Here is an 18,522-nt window from a genome sequence, read left to right as displayed (position 1 = left end):
GTGCGCAATGCGTAAGCAATGGCTTGGTATCTGCATCGCGGCAGGATTACTGTCCGCCTGTACGGGTAATGATAGCGGGCAACCGCAGCAACAGGCGGCGCCGCAGCCTGCCGTCTGTAATGGTCCGATAGTAGAAATTAGCGGTGCAGAGCCGCGCTATGAGCCGCTCAACCCGTCGGTAAATCAGGACTATCAGCGGGACGGCAAAAACTACCGTATCGTGCAGGATGCATCGCGCTTCTCCCAGGCGGGGCTTGCCGCTATCTATGACGCCGAGCCGGGCAGCAACCTGACCGCGTCCGGGGAGCCATTCGATGCTATGCAGCTGACCGCTGCACATCCAACGCTGCCGATCCCAAGCTACGCGCGCGTCACTAACCTGGCGAATGGCCGCGTGATCGTGGTGCGTATCAACGATCGTGGCCCTTACGGTAACGATCGGGTGATCTCCCTCTCCCGCGCCTCCGCCGATCGCCTGAATACCTCCAACAACACCAAAGTGCGCATCGATCCTATTATCGTTGCTCAGGATGGTTCGCTCTCCGGGCCGGGCATGGCCTGCACCACCGTGGCGAAACAAACTTACGCCCTCCCGGCACGCCCGGATCTGAGCGGCGGGATGGGCAGCGCCTCGTCGGCCCCGCAGCCGGTAGCGACCCAGAGCGACGTGCGTGCTATTAACAACGACACGCTGCAAAGTGAAGATAACCTCGGCGCCCCGGTGAAAAGCGGCGGCTTCCTCGGTGCCCCGGCCCCGCTGACGGCCGGCGTACTGGAAAGCGATGCGCCAGCCCAGCCTCAGCCGGTCACCGCTACGCCGGTACAGAGTGCTGCCCCGGCAGTCGCAGCGGGCAATACCCCAAATACGCCGGTTACTGCACCGGGCACCACCCAGGGCACGGTCACGCAGAGCGCCCCTGCCGCCAGCGCAGCGCCTGCAGCGTCTTCCGCACAGGGGTACATGCTGCAGGTTGGCGCGGTCAGCGACGGCGCGCGCGCCCAGCAGTTCTTACAGAAACTGACGCAGCAGTACGGCGTGCCGGGCAAAGTGAACCAGAACGGTGCAGTTTACCGCATCCAGCTCGGGCCGTTCAGCAGCCGCAGCGAAGCCGCTGCCATCCAGCAGCGCCTGCTGAATGAGTCGCAGCAGCAGTCGTTTATCGCCGCCTCCGCCCAGTAAATCCGGGCATCTGACTTTGTCAGTTTGTGTAAAGCACCGTAACAAACTCACGCGCAAAGTCAGATGCCAGCCCGTAAGGCATTTGCTATAGTAAAGCACTTTTTTAATTCCATCACGGATGTCGTTGTACAGACCATGAAGACCACTCCTACTGCTCGCTTTGTAACGCGCTTCGCGCTCGCCACGGCGCTCTCCGTCACGGCACTCTCTGCCGCCCACGCAGACGACCTGAACATCAAAACCATGATCCCGGGCGTGCCTCAGATTGATGCTGAAGCCTATATCCTGATCGATTACAACTCCGGCAAAGTACTGGCGGAGCAGAACGCCGACCAGCGTCGCGATCCGGCCAGTCTGACCAAAATGATGACCAGCTACGTCATCGGCCAGGCGATGAAAGCGGGTAAATTTAAAGAGTCCGATCTGGTGACAATCGGCCAGGACGCGTGGGCGACCGGCAACCCGGTATTCAAAGGCTCTTCGCTGATGTTCCTGAAGCCAGGCATGCAGGTGCCGGTGTCCCAGCTGATCCGCGGCATCAACCTGCAGTCTGGTAACGACGCCTGCGTGGCGATGGCCGACTTTGTGGCCGGTAGCCAGGACGCGTTTGTGGGCCTGATGAACAGCTACGTATCGGCGCTGGGTCTGAAGAATACCCACTTCCAGACCGTGCACGGCCTGGACGCAGAAGGCCAGTACATCTCCGCGCGCGACATTGCGCTGATTGGTCAGGCGCTGATCCGTGACGTCCCGGCTGAGTACGTTATCTATCGCGAAAAAGAGTTCACCTTCAACGGCATTCGCCAGACCAACCGTAACGGTCTGCTGTGGGATAACAGCCTGAACGTGGACGGTATCAAAACCGGTCATACCGAAAAAGCGGGTTATAACATTGTTGCGTCCGCGACTGAAGGCCAGATGCGCCTGGTGTCCGCCGTGCTGGGTGGCCGCACCTTCAAAGGTCGTGAAGCCGAAAGTAAAAAGCTGCTGACCTGGGGCTTCCGCTTCTTCGAAACCGTAAATCCGCTGAAAGCGGGTAAAGAGTTCGCCTCTGAGCCGGCCTGGTTCGGTGACAGCGATCGCGCGTCGCTGGGCGTGGATAAAGATCTCTACCTCACTATCCCGCGTGGTCGTCTGAAGGATCTGAAAGCCAGCTATGTGCTGAATACCCCTGAGCTGCACGCCCCGCTGCAGAAAAACCAGGTGGTCGGCACCATCAACTTCCAGCTGGATGGCAAAACCATTGAACAGCGCCCGCTGGTGGTGCTGGAGCAGATCGAGGAAGGTAACTTCTTTGGTCGCATCATTGATTACATCAAACTGATGTTCCACCACTGGTTTGGCTAAAAAATCACCGCTTGAAAGTGTGATTTCCATCCCCATATACTATGCATATCCACACTCCCGCTTCTGGCGGGAGTGTTTCTTTATATACGCACTACCGGAGCTGACATGAAAACCAAACTGAATGAACTGCTGGAATTCCCTACCCCGTTTACTTACAAAGTGATGGGTCTGGCGAAACCTGAGCTGGTTGATATGGTGGTTGAAGTGGTCCAGCGCCATGCGCCTGGCGATTACACCCCGCAGGTAAAACCGAGCAGCAAAGGGAATTACCATTCGGTTTCCATCACCATCACCGCCACGCATATCGAGCAGGTTGAAACCCTGTATGAAGAGCTGGGCAACATCGACATCGTTCGCATGGTGCTCTGATCCACTACCCGGCGCACGCCGGGTATTGCCTTCCCCGGCTGTGATATACTCCCCGCACCTTTTCTTCTCCCCGGAGATGCCGTTTTGCCTCAGGATAAGATTCTGATCCGCCACCTTGGCCTGCAGCCCTATGAACCCGTATCGCAGGCAATGCATGATTTTACCGATACCCGTGATGATCACACTGCCGACGAGATCTGGCTGGTTGAGCACTACCCGGTATTTACCCAGGGACAGGCGGGCAAAGCCGAGCACGTGCTGGCGGCAGGCGATATTCCGGTAGTACAGAGCGATCGTGGCGGCCAGGTGACCTATCACGGGCCGGGCCAGCAGGTGATGTACGTCCTGTTAAACCTCAAACGCCGCAAGCTCGGCGTGCGCGAGCTGGTCAGCGCGCTGGAAAATACCGTGGTCAATACGCTGGCGGAACTCGGCATAGAAGCTTACGCCCGTCCTGACGCCCCGGGTGTGTATGTTGCCGGGCAGAAGATCTGCTCGCTGGGGCTGCGCATCCGTAAAGGCTGCTCTTTCCACGGCCTGGCGCTGAACATCGCGATGGACCTGTCGCCCTTTCGTCGCATTAACCCCTGCGGCTATGCCGGAATGGAGATGGTTCAGGTCAGCGATCTGCTGCCTGACGCGACGGTTGATCGCGTTCAGCCGCTACTGGTGCGTCATTTCCTCGCTTTGCTCAACAATCCGCCAGTGGAAAATATCAGTTAAGAAATTCACTTCCATTATGGTCTGTTGCATAACAGGCCATCTCCAGGATTTAACATTGCTGCTTTACTTTGGAAACTCTTTTATATATTTTCGTTGCGTCCCAAAGACAAATATTTAATTGACAATAATTTACCTGCGCAGCGTTCCACATTAGGCCCATTCTTACGGCGAAAAGTGATGAGAGCATTTAGCGGCGTTAATTATAGCTATTAAGGATGACTGTCGGCGCATTTTGATGAAATAACAGACAACAACAATAATCAAAATACCGAAAGTAAACTATTATTCACTATGTGAATATATCTGGAGAGTTGGCGTGGAATATAAGGGCACCTCTGAACATATGATTTCACCTCAGGACGATGAGCGAAAGCGCGAGATATTCAGGACTTTGCGTAACATCGATCTTAATCTGTTAACCATTTTCGAAGCGGTTTACGTCCACAAGGGAATTGTCAACGCTGCGAAAATTCTTAATCTGACGCCGTCTGCAATCAGCCAGTCCATCCAGAAATTACGTCATATATTTCCTGACCCGTTATTTATTCGTAAAGGCCAGGGCGTTACTCCCACGGCTTATGCCACGCACCTGCACGAATATATTAGCCAGGGGCTGGAATCGATTCTCGGTGCGCTGGATTTTCACGGGTCGCATAACAAGCAGCGCACTATTACCATTGCCACTTCGCCGTCGGTGGGCGCTCAGGTCATTCCCCTGCTTTATAGCGCCATTCAGAACGCTAATCCTAATTTACTGATCCGCAATGTGGCCATCAGCGACACCGAAACCCAGCTCAGCCAGTTTCAGACCGACCTGGTGGTGGACGGGGCAACCTATACGTCACGTACCATCGGTAGCCATCTGCTGTTCCGCGACCGGCTGGTGATGGTATGCCGTGAGGGTCATCCGTGCAGTCAACCCTCCGTTTCGCTTGAGCAACTGCAGGCCCATGAGCAGGCGCTGATAACTCTGCAGAACGACTCTGTGAATGAAATACGCAAACGTCTTAACAGCCTGTTCCCTAATTTGCAGGTGGCGTTCAGCAGTTACAACATGGTGACCGTCGCAGCAATGATCAGCAGCTGCGATCTGATTGGCATTATGCCGGCGCGTCTGTTTGAGATGTTCCGCGAGAGCTGGCGGTTGGTGGAGATTGATACCGCCCTGTTCAACGATGACCGGCTCGATACCACGCTGCATTACAACAAGCTCAGCCTGCGCGATCCGATGATGCAGAGCATCATTGATGCGATTCAGAAAGCCTTCCCATGAGCCGACGCAGATGTCGAGGTTGACTATCGATTAACCTCGACGCGGCCACAAAGTAACAACCGTTTTACAATTCTTTTTCCATTTCATGCCCACCGGGCTGCTTTCAGGCCAGTATCAATGTTATACTGCGTGGCGTTGTTTCAAAAATAGTTGATAAATACAAAATTCAATTTATCTGAAACGCTTTCCTTCGATATCCGCAACTGGAACACGCACGCTATGAGTAAACCCATTGTGATGGAACGCGGTGTTAAGTACCGCGACGCCGATAAAATGGCCCTTATCCCGGTTAAAAATGTGGTGACCGAGCGCGAGACGCTGCTCAGAAAACCGGAGTGGATGAAAATCAAACTTCCGGCTGACTCGTCCCGCATTCAGGGTATCAAAGCGGCGATGCGCAAGAACGGCCTGCACTCCGTGTGCGAAGAAGCCTCTTGCCCGAACCTTGCGGAGTGTTTCAACCACGGCACCGCGACCTTCATGATCCTCGGCGCTATCTGCACACGTCGCTGTCCGTTCTGTGACGTGGCACATGGTCGTCCTGTTGCGCCTGATGCCAACGAGCCGCTGAAACTGGCGCAGACCATCTCTGATATGGCGCTGCGCTATGTGGTTGTGACTTCAGTGGACCGCGACGATCTGCGTGACGGCGGTGCTCAGCACTTTGCCGACTGCATCAGCGCCATTCGTGACAAAAACCCGACCATCAAAATTGAAACGCTGGTGCCGGATTTCCGTGGTCGTATGGATAAGGCGCTGGAGATCCTCACCGCCACGCCGCCAGACGTGTTTAACCACAACCTGGAGAACGTGCCGCGTCTCTATCGCCAGGTACGTCCGGGTGCAGACTACGCGTGGTCGCTGAAACTGCTGGAGCGCTTCAAGGAAGCCCATCCGCATCTGCCGACCAAATCCGGCCTGATGGTGGGCCTCGGCGAAACCAATGCTGAAATCGTCGAAGTGATGCGCGACTTGCGTCGTCACGGCGTCACCATGCTGACGCTGGGCCAGTATCTGCAGCCAAGCCGCCATCACCTGCCGGTACAGCGTTATGTCAGCCCGGATGAATTTGAAGAGATGAAAGCCGAAGCGCTGGCGATGGGCTTTACCCATGCGGCCTGTGGCCCGTTCGTGCGTTCGTCTTACCACGCCGACCTGCAGGCGAAAGGGATGGAAGTGAAATAAGGCGGTTACGTCAGGTAACACTTTTCTCACTGCATAAAAAAACCGGCCTGTGTGCCGGTTTTTTTATTGCTGTCTGCTGACGCCGTTACTCTTTGTGAGAGAGTCGTTCACCCGGCGCGGCAGCCGCGTCTGATGCATTTTTTGCGCTGGTATCGTCATCGTTCATGGCTTTTTTAAAGCCTTTGATGGCAGCACCGAGATCGCCACCCAGCGTGCGTAATTTTTTGGTACCAAACAACAGGACGACCAGTGCAGCAACCACCAGCAGCTTGGTAATACTTATCTCACCCATAAATACCTTCTTTAGAAAACAGGCTGCGAACTTCGCGGCTCAGAACCCTTATATTTAACGGGGAACCTGGCCGGACACACAATAGCAATCTGTAACAAGATGAATCAAGCACTGATTAAAAAAACGTCACGACAGGTGCGGCGGCGCAAAGCGGCGATTTGCCAGCACAGGTAAGCGCTCACGAACTTCCGCGACCCGCAGCGCGCTCAGCTCGGCAAACAGCAGCGCAGGCTCCTCCGCGGCAGCCGCCACGGTGACGCCCAGCGGATCGACCACCCTGCTCTGACCAATATTGCGTGTACCGCACTCCCCGCTCGCCACTATCCAGCAGGTAGTATCGAGCGCCCGGGCGGCGAGCAGCGTCTGCCAGTGCTGCTCTTTCAACGGACCGCGCACCCAGGCCGCGGGCAGCACCAGTACCTCGGCGCCTCTGAGCGCATGCGCCAGCGCCAGTTCGGGGAAGCGCAGGTCGTAGCAGGTCATCAGCCCGACGCGCATCCCGGCGACGTTAATCAACGGCGGTATGCTGTGGCCGGCATCTACCCGCCGCGACTCCTGTATGGAAAAAGCATCATAAAGATGGAGCTTCTGGTAGCGGGCAATAATCTGGTCGCCGCGCAGCGCGAACAGCGTGTTGGTCGCGCGCCCGTCAGAGGTGGGCACATGCAGCGTCAGGATCGTCGTCAGGGTGTTCCCGGCGCTCTCCCTGAGCAGCCGCCGCAAAAAGTCGCCATCCTCATACTGGGCCGATTTGACGCTCAGATCCGGATCGCTGTCGTCACGCGCCAGTAGCGCCTCCGGTAGCACCAGCATGTCGGCCTGGCCCGCTGCGGCCTGAGCCATCAAGCGGATGCAGGTTTGCGCGTTGGTGCGCGTATCCGGCGTTACGGCAAACTGCCCGATTGCGGCTCTCATACTCAATCCTCACTGAACGGGGTGGCAGTCCGAGTATATACCGGATAGTCAGCTCGCCGTCACACGCGTTACACTGCGTTCCTGACAAGCAAAAAGAGAGCGTTACGGTGAATCTTGTTCTGGCAGTATTTGTTGGCGGCGGTATGGGAAGTCTGGCGCGCTGGTTTCTCAGTCTGCGCTTCAATCCGGCGCATCAGGCTATTCCGCTGGGTACGCTGACGGCGAATCTGATTGGGGCGTTTATTATTGGTGCCGCGCTGGCATGGTTTAACCGTATGCCGCAGCTCGACCCGATGTGGAAGCTGCTCATCACTACCGGCCTGTGCGGTGGGCTAACCACGTTCTCGACCTTTTCCGCCGAAGTGGTGTTTTTGCTGCAGGACGGGCGTTACGCGTGGGCTGCGCTTAATCTGGCGCTGAACCTCGTTGGCTCACTGGCGATGACCGCGCTGGCATTCTGGCTGGTGAATAGCGCGATGGCCCGCTAGCGCGCTTCATCTGGTCTTAATGTTCTTCTGCCATCCTCTGGAAAAATCCCGGAGGCTGATATGCAAGAGAAGATGATAAACCTGAGCACGCTGGCAGTAAGCGCGATAATGATAGTGGCGTTTTTGCGGCTCTACCTGTTTTACTGAGGCTAAAAAAAGCACAAAAAAAACCCGCTCAGTGAGCGGGTTTTTGAAACTTGTGCTTCGTAAGCTTAGATAGGCATTACGTTAGCAGCTGAAGGGCCTTTGGCACCGTTAGTGATTTCGAACTCTACACGCTGACCTTCAGCCAGAGTTTTGAAACCATTGCTCTGGATCGCAGAGAAGTGTACGAACACGTCTTTGCTGCCATCTTCCGGAGTAATGAAACCGAATCCTTTGGACTCATTAAACCACTTAACGTTACCTTTAATCTTAGACATCAATATTACCTTTACATGAAAATGGACACAAATGCTGTGTCGGGCATCAGTACAACAATTGTGGCGCCTTTTGTCCAGCGGATCTTTGCGAAAAAGTGATAAAAGTCTCGTTTCCAAAACGGGGTTTCGCTTTCCCTTTAATTTATAAGGGATATATCCTAGGCGCCTGTTATGGCGTTTACATTTCTTTTAAAACTGGAAGCGGAACCAGGCAAAGTAAACGTTACCGTTATTGTACGTGCCGGGGATATACGTCATCTGGAATGTCGCCGGGCCATAGCCAACAGACGCCAGCGGCAGCACGGCAGGTATCGGGATGTACTTCCAGTTATCGCGCGCCGTCACACCGGCGGTATACCCCAGCCCAAGCCGGAAATTGTCATCCGCCAGCGGACGCCAGGTTTTCTCCCAGCCATAACCGATAAAGGGTTCCCATTTGTTGTACGAATCCTTAAACGCCATTGCATACAGGCCGTGCCAGTTGCCCTTCTCATCCCAGCGCGACTGGCCGATACCGGCCCCCCACGGGCGCTCGTTGTATTCATCCGTTTTATCTTTGTCATAGGCGAAGCGCGCATGCCAGGTGATCGCCGGCACGTAAAGATCGTAGTGCTGAGGTTCGTTCCATGTCTGCGCCACGTTATCGGTGAAAGTGGCGAACCAGCCTTTATCGCTATTGTCGGTGGCGGCCTGCGCCAGCGGGTGAAATGCCAGAAGAATATAAAAAAGAAAACAGCGTTTAACAGACATCACGTTTAATTAATACCAGTCAGAAAATTGAATACAGTCTAATCAAGACTATCTTAATGAATCCATAACCAGTATTGAGTTAAGTCTTAAAGACACATTTAACGCAAACGTTAACACCTTTTTTTTCAGGGGATAATTGATGTCGTTTGGCTGCGGAAATAAACCTTTCACTGAGGCTCAATTTTACTCTGTTTGAGCTATGCCACAGCTGGCGCGGCTTGCAGCGATGCCGACTTATCCAGCGCGGTAAAAAAACAATAGCCTGATAACGGTTTACGCGTCGTTTAGCTATTACGCGATACTGCCCTGGCTGCTGCCTGAAATAATGCCGCCGGGAAGGTTCCCGGCAATAAAATTGCCGTAAGTCTTTTACAGCGCACGGGTTATTCAACCTGCGTTTACGCTTTTATGGTTTAATAGCGGTCCGGAATTTGTCGGCATAACCAATCAGGATGAAAAATGAATAAGCTCGGGTACAGTCTGGCCGTCGCCGCAGTTGCCGTTGCCGCCTCCTGCGCACAGGCGCAGCCGCTGGTGGCGACACGCTATGCTGATTTTGACCGCTATGTGCTGGCGCTCTCCTGGCAGACCGGTTTTTGTCAAAGCCTGCATGCGGATAACCGGAGCGAACCCGACGAGTGTCGCCTGCTGAAAGAGCAGGAGGACAAAACCCACTTCCTGACCGTACACGGCCTGTGGCCCTCTCTGCCGAAGTCGATAGCGGCACGCGGCGTCGATGATCGTCGCTGGATGCGCTACGGCTGCGCCGCACGCCCGGTGCCGAACATGCCGGAAGCGCGCGCCTCGCGCAAATGCGATGCTGAAGAAACCGGGCTGTCGCTGGAGATGGCCGCAAAACTGAATGACGTAATGCCCGGCGCGGGCGGCAACTCGTGCCTGGAGCGCTATGAATACGCCAAACACGGCGTCTGCTTTGGCTTTGACCCCGATGCCTGGTTTGGCACCATGGTGCGCATGAATCATGAAGTGAAGGCCAGCGAACTCGGGCGCTTCATCGCCAGCCATTACGGTCAGCGCATCAGCCGCAGCGACTTCAACGCCGCGCTGGAAAAAGCCTGGGGCAAGAATGCGGTGAAATCCCTGGCGCTGCGCTGCGACGGTTACCCGGCATGGCTGACGGAAATTCAGCTTACCATCAAGGCCAGCGCCGTTAACGCCCCGCTGAACAAAACCAGCTTTGTACCGCAGCCCCACCCCGGCAACTGCGGCAGCGAGTTCATTCTCGACGCCGTCGGCTACTGACTAACTCCGGGGCTTTGCGCCCCGGTGTCCTCTCAGAAACATTTATAGACCCGCGTCTCCCACGGCCTCAGACGATACGGGTCTTCGCCCTCCTCCATGTTCGCCAGCTGGCAAATCGCCCCCTGTAACGACAGCGCCGCCTCCGGCCACAGCGCATGCTTACCGGAAAGGTTACACAGCACCACCACGCGCTCATCCCCGAAGGTACGACTGTAGGCGTAAATCTGCGGATGCTCCGCCAGCAGCAGGGCATATTTGCCGTATACCAGCGCCCGCTCGCGTTTGCGCAGGCGAATCATCTCGCGATGAAAATTGAGCACCGACTGCGCATCCCAGAGCTGGCTTTCGACGTTGATCATCTCGTAGTTAGGGTTCACCGCCAGCCAGGGCTGATGGGTACTGAACCCGGCGAAGGGGGAAGCATCCCACTGCATCGGCGTGCGCGAGTTATCGCGCCCGGTGCGGTTGAGAAACGCCAGGATCTCCTCCTCCGGCATCCCCTGGCGCTGCAGTTCGCGCGCTTTGTTGTGGGCCGAGACATCGTCAAAGGCATCAAGGGAGGTGAAGCGCGTGTTGGTCATGCCAATCTCCTGCCCCTGATAGATAAACGGCGTGCCCTGCATCAGGAACCACATCGCCGCGATACAGGTTGCGCTCTCCCGCCAGTGGCGCTCGGTATCACCCCAGCGCGAAGTAATACGCGTCACGTCATGGTTTTCGACGTAGAGCGCATTCCAGCCCCTGCCCTCCAGTGCGGTCTGCCAGTCGGTGAAGATGCGCTTGAGCGCTGCCGGCTCCGGGCGCAACCCTGCTTCAGGCTCCCACAGCCGCACGTGCTCAAACTGGAACACCATATTCAGCCGCTGGCGATGTTCCCCGACCCACTCCTCGGCGTGAGCCGCGTCGAGGCCATTCATCTCCCCGACGGTCACAATATCGTAGTGGTTAAACACCTTTGCGCAGATGTCGTCCACGTAATCGAGCAGCCCGTCATAGTTGAGATGGCTGACCATCGACGGAGCATACGGCAGATTATCCGGGTTCGGCACATCGGCCAGCGTCGGCTCTTTTTTCATGTGGGCGATAGCATCGATGCGGAAGCCGTCGATGCCTTTGTCGAGCCACCAGCGCATCATGTCATACACCGCCTCACGCATCTGGTGATTCTCCCAGTTGAGATCGGGCTGACGACGGCTGAAGAGGTGCATAAAGTACTGACCGGTGGTCGGGTCATACTCCCAGGCGGAGCCATTAAAAATGGATTCCCAGTTATTGGGCTCCGCGCCGTTGCGCCCGTCGCGCCAGATATACCAGTCGCGCTTCGGGTTATCTTTTGAGGCGCGGGATTCCAGAAACCAAGGATGCTCATCGGAGGTATGGTTGACCACCAGGTCGAGGATCAGCCGCATGCCGCGGGCGTGCACCGCCTCCAGCAGGCGGTCGAAATCCGCCATAGTGCCGAACTCCGCCATGATGGCGTGATAGTCGCTAATGTCATAGCCGTTATCGTCATTCGGCGAGCGGTACATCGGGCAGATCCAGATGAGGTCGATGCCCAGCTCCTGCAGATAGTCGAGCTTTTCGCTAATGCCGTTGAGATCCCCTATCCCGTCGCCGTTGCTGTCCTTAAAACTGCGCGGATAGATTTGATAAGCCACTGCTTCCTTCCACCAGCGTTCGCTGTGCGGCGTGGTTATGTCACTCATGTACTACTCCCGTATCAGTAACGCGAAAGATTCATAAGGCTGAAGTTCAAGGCTCACCGCCAGCTGGTCACGCGGGGCATAGTTGCTGATGAGGCACTCGCCGTGCCAGGCCTGAAGCGGCTCGGGGATCTCCAGCGTCAGGCGCTCGCGGCTAAAGCTGTTGATCACCAGCAGGGTGTTGCCTTCATAGCGGCGCAGCCAGGCAAAAATCTGCGGATGTTCGGCGAACAGCATCTGGTAATCACCGTACACCAGCACCGGGTGGGCTTTGCGCAGCGCCACCAGTTTCTGGTAGTGCCAGAGAATCGAGTCCGGCTCGGCCAGGGCCTTCGCCACGTTGATGCTGCGATAGTTCGGGTTGACCGCCATCCACGGCGTACCGGTGGTGAAACCGGCGTGCGCACTGTCATCCCACTGCACCGGCGAGCGGGCGTTATCGCGGCCGTTGGCGTGGATGCCGGTCATCATCTCATCGTGGGTAATGCCCGCCGCGATGCGCTCGCGGTAGAAGTTCAGGCTTTCGATATCGCGGTACTCTTCAATGGTGCTCCAGCGCACGTTAGTCATGCCGATCTCTTCGCCCTGGTAGATATAGGGCGTGCCCTTCAGACAGTGCAGCGCGGTGGCGAGCATTTTGGCCGAGGCTTCACGAAACTCGCCTTCATCGCCAAATTTCGACACCGCGCGCGGCAGGTCGTGATTGCTCCAGAACAGCGAGTTCCAGCCCCGGTCGGCCAGCGCGGTCTGCCACTTGTCGATCACCGCCTTAAAGCGCGACAGCTCAAAGGGCCGGCTGCGCCACTTGCCGTGCTTCTCATCCCAGGTCTGCTTGATATGCTCGAACTGAAATACCATCGACAGCTCCTCGCGATCCGGGTCGCTGTAGAGCAGCGCATCCTCCGGCGTCGCACTCCAGGTCTCGCCCACCGTCAGCATGTCGCGCGCGCCGTAGGTGGCGCGATTCATCTGGTGGATCAGCAGGTGCAGGTTTTTCCCCTTCGCCATGATCTGCTTATCCACCTCTTTGCCGATAAGATCGATCACGTCCATGCGGAAACCGCCGATGCCGCGATCCAGCCAGCGGTTCATCATGGCGTGCACCTCCTCCTGCACCTGCGGGTTCTCCCAGTTAAGATCCGGCTGGCGCACCGAGAACTGGTGCAGATAGTACTCGCCGCTGGCCTCATCAAACGTCCAGCCGCTGCCGCCGAAATAGGAGCGAAAATCGTTTGGCGGCCCGCCATCCGGGGCCGGTTTACGCCAGATGTAGAAATCGCGGTACGGGTTGTCCTTGCCTTTCAGGGCTTCGAGAAACCAGGGGTGTTCGTCGGAGGTGTGGTTAACCACAAGATCCATCAGGATGTGAATATCCCGCGCCTTCGCCTCCTGAATGAGCTGCTCCATCTCCGCCATAGTGCCGAATTCGGCAGCGATATCTTCGTAGTCAGAGATGTCGTAGCCGTTGTCATCCATTGGCGAGCGGTAGACCGGCGAAAGCCAGATAAGATTAATGCCGAGCTGCTGGAGATAGTCGAGTTTGCTGATGATGCCTGCGAGATCGCCTATGCCGTCGCCGTTGGCATCCATAAAGCTGCGCGGGTAGATCTGATACACCACCGCGTTGTGCCACCACTTCTGCTCAATTGCTTTCATCACGCTTCCTTCTGTTGGTGGTCGGGCGTCAACAGACGACGCAACGCCCTCCCCTCACTGCCGAAAAGATAGCCGTGCTCGGGTGCCAGCCGCAGCCCTACGTGCTGCTCCGGGCGCACCTCAAGCCGTGAAGTATGGCGCATCACCAGCGGTTCCGCCCCGTAGCCGCCGTTAACGTAGAGCAGCGTTTCGTTGCCCATGTGCTCGACAAACAGCACTTCGCCTTCAACGTCCGCCCCGGCGAGCGGCATCACTTCAAGGTGTTCCGGGCGAATGCCGAACTGCACCGCCTCCCCCGGCTGATGCCCGGTGCCGTCCACCGCCAGCACCATCCGGTGACCGTTCTCCAGCTCGACCTCGCACTGTGTGGCATCGCCGCGCACCAGCTGGCCGGGGATCAGGTTCATCTTCGGCGAGCCGATAAACTGCGCCACAAACACGTTTTGCGGATGGTCGTACAGCTCAAGCGGCGTGCCGACCTGCTCAATCGCGCCTTTGTTCAGCACCACGATGCGGTCAGCAAGGGTCATCGCCTCGACCTGGTCGTGGGTGACGTAGAGAATGGTGGCGTTGATGCGCCGGTGCAGGGCGGCGATCTCCATGCGCATCTGCACCCGAAGCGAGGCATCCAGGTTGGAGAGCGGTTCGTCGAACAGAAACAGGCTCGGCTCGCGCACGATGGCGCGGCCAATCGCCACGCGCTGGCGCTGACCGCCGGAGAGATCTTTAGGCCGCCTGTCGAGCAGGTTTTCCAGCTGCAGGATGCGCGCGCTGGCCTGAACCCGCTCGTCGATCTCCTTCTCCGACAGCTTCGCCATCTCCAGCGCAAAGGCCATATTCTGGTACACGGTCATATGCGGATAGAGCGCATAGGACTGAAACACCATGCCGATGCCGCGCTCGGAGGGGGTGTCATCGTTCACGCACACGCCGTCGATAAACATCTCGCCGCTGCTGATCTCCTCCAGCCCGGCCACGAGGCGCAGCAGGGTTGATTTTCCGCAGCCGGACGGGCCGACCACCACCACAAATTCGCCGCTGTTGATGTCGAGGTCGAGCGGCTTGATCACTTCAGCATGGGTGCCGAAGCGCTTCTGAACTTTCGCAAGCTGTAGCTGAGCCATAGTTACCCCTTAATCGCGCCGCTGGTCAGGCCGCTGACGATCCGTTTCTGGAAAATCAGCACCAGGATGATGATCGGCAGCGTCACAATCACCGACGCCGCCATAATGCTGCCCCAGGGCAGCTCAAAGCTGGAGGCGCCGCTGAACAGGCTGATCGCCACCGGCACGGTGCGTTTCGCCCCGGAAATAATAAAGGTGAGCGCGAACATGAACTCGTTCCACGCGCCGATAAACGCCAGCAGCCCGGTGGTTGCCAGCGCCGGAGCCAGTACCGGGGCAAACACCCGACGGATGATGGTGCCGGTTTTCGCGCCGTCCACGATGGCTGCCTCCTCCAGCTCCACCGGAATGGTTTTGATAAAGGTGGTCAGCACCCAGACGGTAAACGGCAGCGAAAAGGTGGTGTAGGAGATGATCAGCGCCCCGAGAGAGTCATACAGCCCGAGAAAACGCACCAGCTCGAACATGCCGGTCAGCACCGCCACCTGGGGAAACATTGAGACGCAGAGGATGGTGAACAGCAGCGCTTTGCGACCGCGGAAGTTCACCCGCGCCAGCGCGAACGCGGCGGTGATGGAGACCAGCAGGCACAGCCCGACCGTGATCCCGGCGACCAGCATTGAGTTCAGCAGGCTGCGGGCGATGCCGTTATCCACCAGCGCCACCACGTAGTTATCCCAGTGCCAACCGGTGGGATACCACACCGGGGTAAACAGCTCCTGGCCGCTGCGCAGCGAACTCAGCACCGCGTAATAGAACGGGAACAGGCAGAACAGCGAGGCCAGCAGCGCACCGGTATAGATAACAATTTTGCCGCTGACCCTGCGTTGCTTACGCGAAAGCTTCATGAGGATTTCTCCTTCTCATTGAGCCGTGAGACGCGGATAAACACCGCGGCGATCCCGGCTACCATCATGAACACCAGCACCGCTGCAGCCGATCCCATACCCATATCCTGATAGGTGACGATCTGCTCCCGGGCGTAGCCGGACACCGACATCGTCGCCTCGCTGTTGGAGGTCAGCACGTAGATCAGATCGAAGACGCGCATCGCATCCATCACGCGGAAGATCAGCGCCACCACCAGCGCCGGCATGATCAGCGGCAGGGTAATACGCTTGAAGCGCTGCCAGGCGCTGGCACCGTCCACCCGCGCCGCCTCGTAGAGATCGCCGGGGATCAGCTGCAGCGCGGCCAGCAGCATCAGCGCCATAAAGGGCGTGGTCTTCCAGACGTCGGCGATCACCACCGCCCACATCGACAGCGACGGCTCAGCAATCCACGCCAGATGCGACGGCAATCCGAGACGCCCGAGCATGTCGTTGATCACCCCGTACTGGTCGTGGAACATCCAGCCCCACATCTTGGCGCTGACAATGGTCGGGATCGCCCAGGGCACCAGAATGGCGGTGCGCACCAGCGCCCGACCGCGAAACTTCTCATTCATCAGCAGGGCCAGCAGCAGGCCAAACACCAGCTCCAGCGAGACGGAGACCACGCTGAACCACAGGGTATTGCCCACCGCCTGCCACCAGAGCGGGTCGCTCAGTACCCCAATGGTGATGTCGTCCCGGTGAGCAAAGTAGTTTGCCAGGCCGACCATCTCATAGTCGCTGGGGTTATCGAGCAGGGCGTTGGTAAAGCTGAACCAGATGGTGCGGGCCAGCGGCCAGCCGGCAGCGAGCGCCAGCAGCAGCAGCGCCGGGGCGATTAGTAACCAGGCGCCGCGGCGGCGCCGCTGGTGCAGGCTGGCTTTGCGCCGGCGTGGAGGTGGGGAAGTCGGTGAAATATCGCTACTCATAGGCACTCCGGTGACGGTTCACAGTGTTGCCTCAGCGCGCTAACGCTGGGGTAATCCGGGCATTGAGCACGCTTTCGCCCCTCCCTGAGGAGGGGCGTTCCTCGCTTTAGCGCCAGCCGGAGGCTTTGGTGCGCGTCAGGCGTTTCTCCAGATCCGCCACCGCTTTTTTGCCGTCCTCTTTACCGTTCAGCACGCTGAAGGTGACGTTGAAGATGGCGTTCGAGACGCGGGGATACTGTGCTTTGGTGACCGTCGCCGGGCGCGGCACCGCCTGAGCAAAAATGTCGCGGAACATCGTCAGATGCGGGGCCAGCGTCTGCACCTCTTTGTCGTCATAGAGCGCCACGCGGGTTGGCGCATGACCGAGGATTTTCAGGCGGGTTTTCTGCGAATCGTCATCGGTAAGGATTTTCACCAGTTCAATCGCCGCCTGCGGATTTTTGGTGTTGCCGTTCACCGACCAGTGCCAGCCGCCCAGCGCGGTAGCCCCTTTACCCTCCGGGCCGACCGGCAGCGCGGTGACGCCCACTTTGCCTTTCAGCGGGCTGTCATCGGCCTGCGATAGCTGGTACGCGTAAGGCCAGTTGCGCATGAACAGCGCATCGCCGTTCTGGAACACCGAGCGCGACTCCTCCTCCTTGTAACCGAGCACCCCTTTCGGTGCGATGGTGCCGATCCAGCCTTTCGCCATATCCAGCGCCTGAGCCGCTTTCGGGTTGTTGATGGTGATATTGCCCTTCTCATCAATAAACGTGCCGCCGCCCCAGGAGTTCACCCACTCCAGCGCATTACAGGTCAGCCCCTCGTAAGACTTGCCCTGGAACACCAGCCCCCAGAAGTTCTTCTTACCTTCGTTGCGCTCGGCGGCCTGGATTTTGGTGGCGATGCGCGTCAGCTCCGGCCAGGTTTTGGGCGGCTGCTCCTGGTATTTCTCCAGCAGATCTTTGCGGTAGAACAGCACCCCGGTATCGATATAGCCAGGCACTGCTTTCAGGCGACCGTTAACGCTGTTGTTCTGCCACGGGCCGGGGAAAAACTTCTCTTTGTCAGCGCCCATCGCGTCAGTGAGATCGAGGGTTTGCTTATCGAGCAGGCCAATCCAGATGGAATCGGTTTCGAAGACGTCCACCGCTTTTTCATCGTTGGCGGCAAACAGCTGTTGCAGCAGAGCCAGCTTCTCATCGGAGCCGGACGGAAACTCAATAAACTCCAGCTGGTGCTGGGTCTGTTTTTCAAAGCGGTCCTTGATGTATTTGCAGTACTCTTTTCCGCCCGGCGACACCGGGCACTCCATGCGCAGGGTATCTGCAACACTGGCCTGGCAAAATCCTGCCAGCGCCACCGTCAGGGCACTTAACGTCAGCGTTTTCATCTTCACCTCTTGATAATTGTTGTAGTAAGAGGTGGCCTCTGGCCGAAGGCTTCAAGGCCGCCGCAATCGGAATCGCGCAAAAATGCGCCATAACAACAAGCTAGCTAACGATCCTGTTATGCAGCAAAAAAGTTGCCCTGCGCTTAAGTGAAATAGCGATACAGAGCACGGAACGGGCGATAACCCAATAAATAACGCGCGGAAATGTTGCGAAACTGCAAATACCTGCAAAGCATTAACAGCGGGGTGGCATTGGCCTGCTCGCGGTCAGCACGCCTGTGTTGCGGTAGCACAATTGTAAAAACGGGCATCAGCAGGTTTTACACAGTTCTTTGAACTGCATCCCAAAATGTTAATAAATATGTCGATGGATATTTACAGTGACCTGGATGTTACCGATATCATGTTACCGGTATCAGAGAGCGCACCTGCACGTCGCACCGGTAAAGCGCCAATGTGAATCCTGAGGATAATAACAATGACCGAAACAACTTACGCCTATGGCGCCGGAACCCTGCTCGGCATTGCTGCCGCAGCGGTAGTTCTGTTGCTGGTGCTGATCATGCGCTTCCGGGTGCATGCTTTTCTGGCCCTCACCCTTGTCAGCGTGCTGGTGGCCATCGCCACGAAAGTCCCGTTTGATAAAATCGTCCCGACTA

At 57.3% G+C, this 18,522-nt stretch carries 19 protein-coding genes; 9 read left to right on the top strand and 10 right to left on the bottom strand.

From position 1 onward, the window contains the following. The first annotated feature begins 7 nt into the window (after positions 1 to 7). From rlpA to lipA, 6 genes are all read left to right on the top strand, one after another. The gene (gene rlpA, locus ET34_RS0119440) at positions 8 to 1,180 is read left to right on the top strand and encodes an endolytic peptidoglycan transglycosylase RlpA (RefSeq protein WP_031524846.1); all 1,173 of its coding nucleotides are present in this window, start codon (positions 8 to 10) and stop codon (positions 1,178 to 1,180) included. Between the two features lie 135 nt (positions 1,181 to 1,315). Next, positions 1,316 to 2,527, top strand: coding sequence for a D-alanyl-D-alanine carboxypeptidase DacA (gene dacA / locus ET34_RS0119435; RefSeq protein ID WP_031524844.1), 1,212 nt, complete (start codon positions 1,316 to 1,318; stop codon positions 2,525 to 2,527). 105 nt (positions 2,528 to 2,632) lie between these two features. Continuing rightward, positions 2,633 to 2,896 (top strand): DUF493 family protein YbeD, encoded by a 264-nt coding sequence (gene ybeD / locus ET34_RS0119430; protein WP_024547821.1) that lies wholly within the window; start codon positions 2,633 to 2,635, stop codon positions 2,894 to 2,896. 84 nt (positions 2,897 to 2,980) lie between these two features. Further along, positions 2,981 to 3,619, top strand: a complete 639-nt coding sequence (lipB, locus tag ET34_RS0119425; protein ID WP_031524842.1) for a lipoyl(octanoyl) transferase LipB — start codon at positions 2,981 to 2,983, stop codon at positions 3,617 to 3,619. Between the two features lie 316 nt (positions 3,620 to 3,935). Continuing rightward, on the top strand, positions 3,936 to 4,892 hold the full coding sequence (locus ET34_RS0119420; protein WP_264385654.1) for a YbeF family transcriptional regulator: 957 nt from the start codon (positions 3,936 to 3,938) through the stop codon (positions 4,890 to 4,892). Between the two features lie 219 nt (positions 4,893 to 5,111). Continuing rightward, complete coding sequence (gene lipA / locus ET34_RS0119415; protein ID WP_031524839.1) at positions 5,112 to 6,077, top strand: lipoyl synthase; 966 nt, start codon at positions 5,112 to 5,114, stop codon at positions 6,075 to 6,077. Positions 6,078 to 6,162: 85 nt separating this feature from the next. Here the strand turns inward: lipA and tatE are convergent, their stop codons facing one another. Together tatE and ET34_RS0119405 are read right to left on the bottom strand one after the other, a co-directional pair. Further along, the gene (gene tatE, locus ET34_RS0119410; protein ID WP_031524837.1) at positions 6,163 to 6,369 is read right to left on the bottom strand and encodes a twin-arginine translocase subunit TatE; all 207 of its coding nucleotides are present in this window, start codon (positions 6,367 to 6,369) and stop codon (positions 6,163 to 6,165) included. A 126-nt stretch (positions 6,370 to 6,495) separates the two neighbouring features. Beyond that, a complete protein-coding gene (locus tag ET34_RS0119405) occupies positions 6,496 to 7,284 on the bottom strand; it encodes a deaminated glutathione amidase (RefSeq protein ID WP_031524835.1) in 789 nt (262 codons plus the stop codon). Between the two features lie 107 nt (positions 7,285 to 7,391). On the opposite strand from ET34_RS0119405, the gene crcB reads away from it, so the two are divergent. Next, positions 7,392 to 7,772, top strand: a complete 381-nt coding sequence (crcB, locus tag ET34_RS0119400; RefSeq protein WP_031524833.1) for a fluoride efflux transporter CrcB — start codon at positions 7,392 to 7,394, stop codon at positions 7,770 to 7,772. Between the two features lie 212 nt (positions 7,773 to 7,984). On the opposite strand, the gene cspE is transcribed toward crcB, so the two are convergent. Next, the gene (gene cspE / locus ET34_RS0119390) at positions 7,985 to 8,194 is read right to left on the bottom strand and encodes a transcription antiterminator/RNA stability regulator CspE (protein WP_004100146.1); all 210 of its coding nucleotides are present in this window, start codon (positions 8,192 to 8,194) and stop codon (positions 7,985 to 7,987) included. 189 nt (positions 8,195 to 8,383) lie between these two features. Next, positions 8,384 to 8,944 carry a lipid IV(A) palmitoyltransferase PagP gene (gene pagP / locus ET34_RS0119385; RefSeq protein ID WP_031524831.1) on the bottom strand — a complete coding sequence of 187 codons (561 nt, stop codon included), beginning with the start codon at positions 8,942 to 8,944 and terminating at the stop codon, positions 8,384 to 8,386. A 459-nt stretch (positions 8,945 to 9,403) separates the two neighbouring features. Between pagP and rna the strand changes: the two genes are divergently transcribed. Next, positions 9,404 to 10,207, top strand: a complete 804-nt coding sequence (rna, locus tag ET34_RS0119380; protein WP_031524829.1) for a ribonuclease I — start codon at positions 9,404 to 9,406, stop codon at positions 10,205 to 10,207. 32 nt (positions 10,208 to 10,239) lie between these two features. Here rna and ET34_RS0119375 read toward each other — a convergent pair whose 3' ends face one another. The 6 genes from ET34_RS0119375 to ET34_RS0119350 form a co-directional block, all read right to left on the bottom strand. Further along, positions 10,240 to 11,913: a glycoside hydrolase family 13 protein gene (locus tag ET34_RS0119375; RefSeq protein ID WP_031524827.1), complete on the bottom strand. Its 1,674-nt coding sequence runs from the start codon at positions 11,911 to 11,913 to the stop codon at positions 10,240 to 10,242. A 3-nt stretch (positions 11,914 to 11,916) separates the two neighbouring features. Then, on the bottom strand, positions 11,917 to 13,566 hold the full coding sequence (locus ET34_RS0119370) for a glycoside hydrolase family 13 protein (protein ID WP_031524825.1): 1,650 nt from the start codon (positions 13,564 to 13,566) through the stop codon (positions 11,917 to 11,919). Continuing rightward, the gene (locus tag ET34_RS0119365) at positions 13,566 to 14,690 is read right to left on the bottom strand and encodes an ABC transporter ATP-binding protein (protein ID WP_031524824.1); all 1,125 of its coding nucleotides are present in this window, start codon (positions 14,688 to 14,690) and stop codon (positions 13,566 to 13,568) included. The genes ET34_RS0119370 and ET34_RS0119365 overlap by 1 nt, the downstream gene beginning before the upstream one ends. 2 nt (positions 14,691 to 14,692) lie before the next feature. Beyond that, positions 14,693 to 15,538, bottom strand: a complete 846-nt coding sequence (locus ET34_RS0119360; RefSeq protein ID WP_031524822.1) for a carbohydrate ABC transporter permease — start codon at positions 15,536 to 15,538, stop codon at positions 14,693 to 14,695. Continuing rightward, positions 15,535 to 16,491: a carbohydrate ABC transporter permease gene (locus tag ET34_RS0119355; protein WP_031524820.1), complete on the bottom strand. Its 957-nt coding sequence runs from the start codon at positions 16,489 to 16,491 to the stop codon at positions 15,535 to 15,537. The genes ET34_RS0119360 and ET34_RS0119355 overlap by 4 nt, the downstream gene beginning before the upstream one ends. Before the next feature lie 106 nt (positions 16,492 to 16,597). Then, a complete protein-coding gene (locus tag ET34_RS0119350) occupies positions 16,598 to 17,863 on the bottom strand; it encodes an ABC transporter substrate-binding protein (protein WP_031524819.1) in 1,266 nt (421 codons plus the stop codon). A 478-nt stretch (positions 17,864 to 18,341) separates the two neighbouring features. Between ET34_RS0119350 and ET34_RS22200 the strand changes: the two genes are divergently transcribed. Beyond that, positions 18,342 to 18,522, top strand: a 181-nt coding sequence (locus ET34_RS22200) for a GntT/GntP/DsdX family permease (RefSeq protein ID WP_031524817.1), incomplete at its 3' end; no start/stop codon positions are given.

The sequence above is a fragment of the Siccibacter colletis genome (assembly GCF_000696575.1).
Lineage (GTDB): Bacteria > Pseudomonadota > Gammaproteobacteria > Enterobacterales > Enterobacteriaceae > Siccibacter > Siccibacter colletis.
The sequence above is the reverse complement of the archived record's forward strand: the minus strand, read 5'-3'. Positions and strand labels throughout refer to the sequence as shown.

Coding starts and splice junctions, on each gene's coding strand:
- rlpA (WP_031524846.1), top strand. CDS start 8: ATGCGTAAGCAATGGCTTGGTATCTGCATCGCGGCAGGATTACTGTCC.
- dacA (WP_031524844.1), top strand. CDS start 1,316: ATGAAGACCACTCCTACTGCTCGCTTTGTAACGCGCTTCGCGCTCGCC.
- ybeD (WP_024547821.1), top strand. CDS start 2,633: ATGAAAACCAAACTGAATGAACTGCTGGAATTCCCTACCCCGTTTACT.
- lipA (WP_031524839.1), top strand. CDS start 5,112: ATGAGTAAACCCATTGTGATGGAACGCGGTGTTAAGTACCGCGACGCC.
- tatE (WP_031524837.1), bottom strand. CDS start 6,369: ATGGGTGAGATAAGTATTACCAAGCTGCTGGTGGTTGCTGCACTGGTC.
- ET34_RS0119405 (WP_031524835.1), bottom strand. CDS start 7,284: ATGAGAGCCGCAATCGGGCAGTTTGCCGTAACGCCGGATACGCGCACC.
- cspE (WP_004100146.1), bottom strand. CDS start 8,194: ATGTCTAAGATTAAAGGTAACGTTAAGTGGTTTAATGAGTCCAAAGGA.
- pagP (WP_031524831.1), bottom strand. CDS start 8,944: ATGTCTGTTAAACGCTGTTTTCTTTTTTATATTCTTCTGGCATTTCAC.
- rna (WP_031524829.1), top strand. CDS start 9,404: ATGAATAAGCTCGGGTACAGTCTGGCCGTCGCCGCAGTTGCCGTTGCC.
- ET34_RS0119375 (WP_031524827.1), bottom strand. CDS start 11,913: ATGAGTGACATAACCACGCCGCACAGCGAACGCTGGTGGAAGGAAGCA.
- ET34_RS0119370 (WP_031524825.1), bottom strand. CDS start 13,566: ATGAAAGCAATTGAGCAGAAGTGGTGGCACAACGCGGTGGTGTATCAG.
- ET34_RS0119365 (WP_031524824.1), bottom strand. CDS start 14,690: ATGGCTCAGCTACAGCTTGCGAAAGTTCAGAAGCGCTTCGGCACCCAT.
- ET34_RS0119360 (WP_031524822.1), bottom strand. CDS start 15,538: ATGAAGCTTTCGCGTAAGCAACGCAGGGTCAGCGGCAAAATTGTTATC.
- ET34_RS0119355 (WP_031524820.1), bottom strand. CDS start 16,491: ATGAGTAGCGATATTTCACCGACTTCCCCACCTCCACGCCGGCGCAAA.
- ET34_RS0119350 (WP_031524819.1), bottom strand. CDS start 17,863: ATGAAAACGCTGACGTTAAGTGCCCTGACGGTGGCGCTGGCAGGATTT.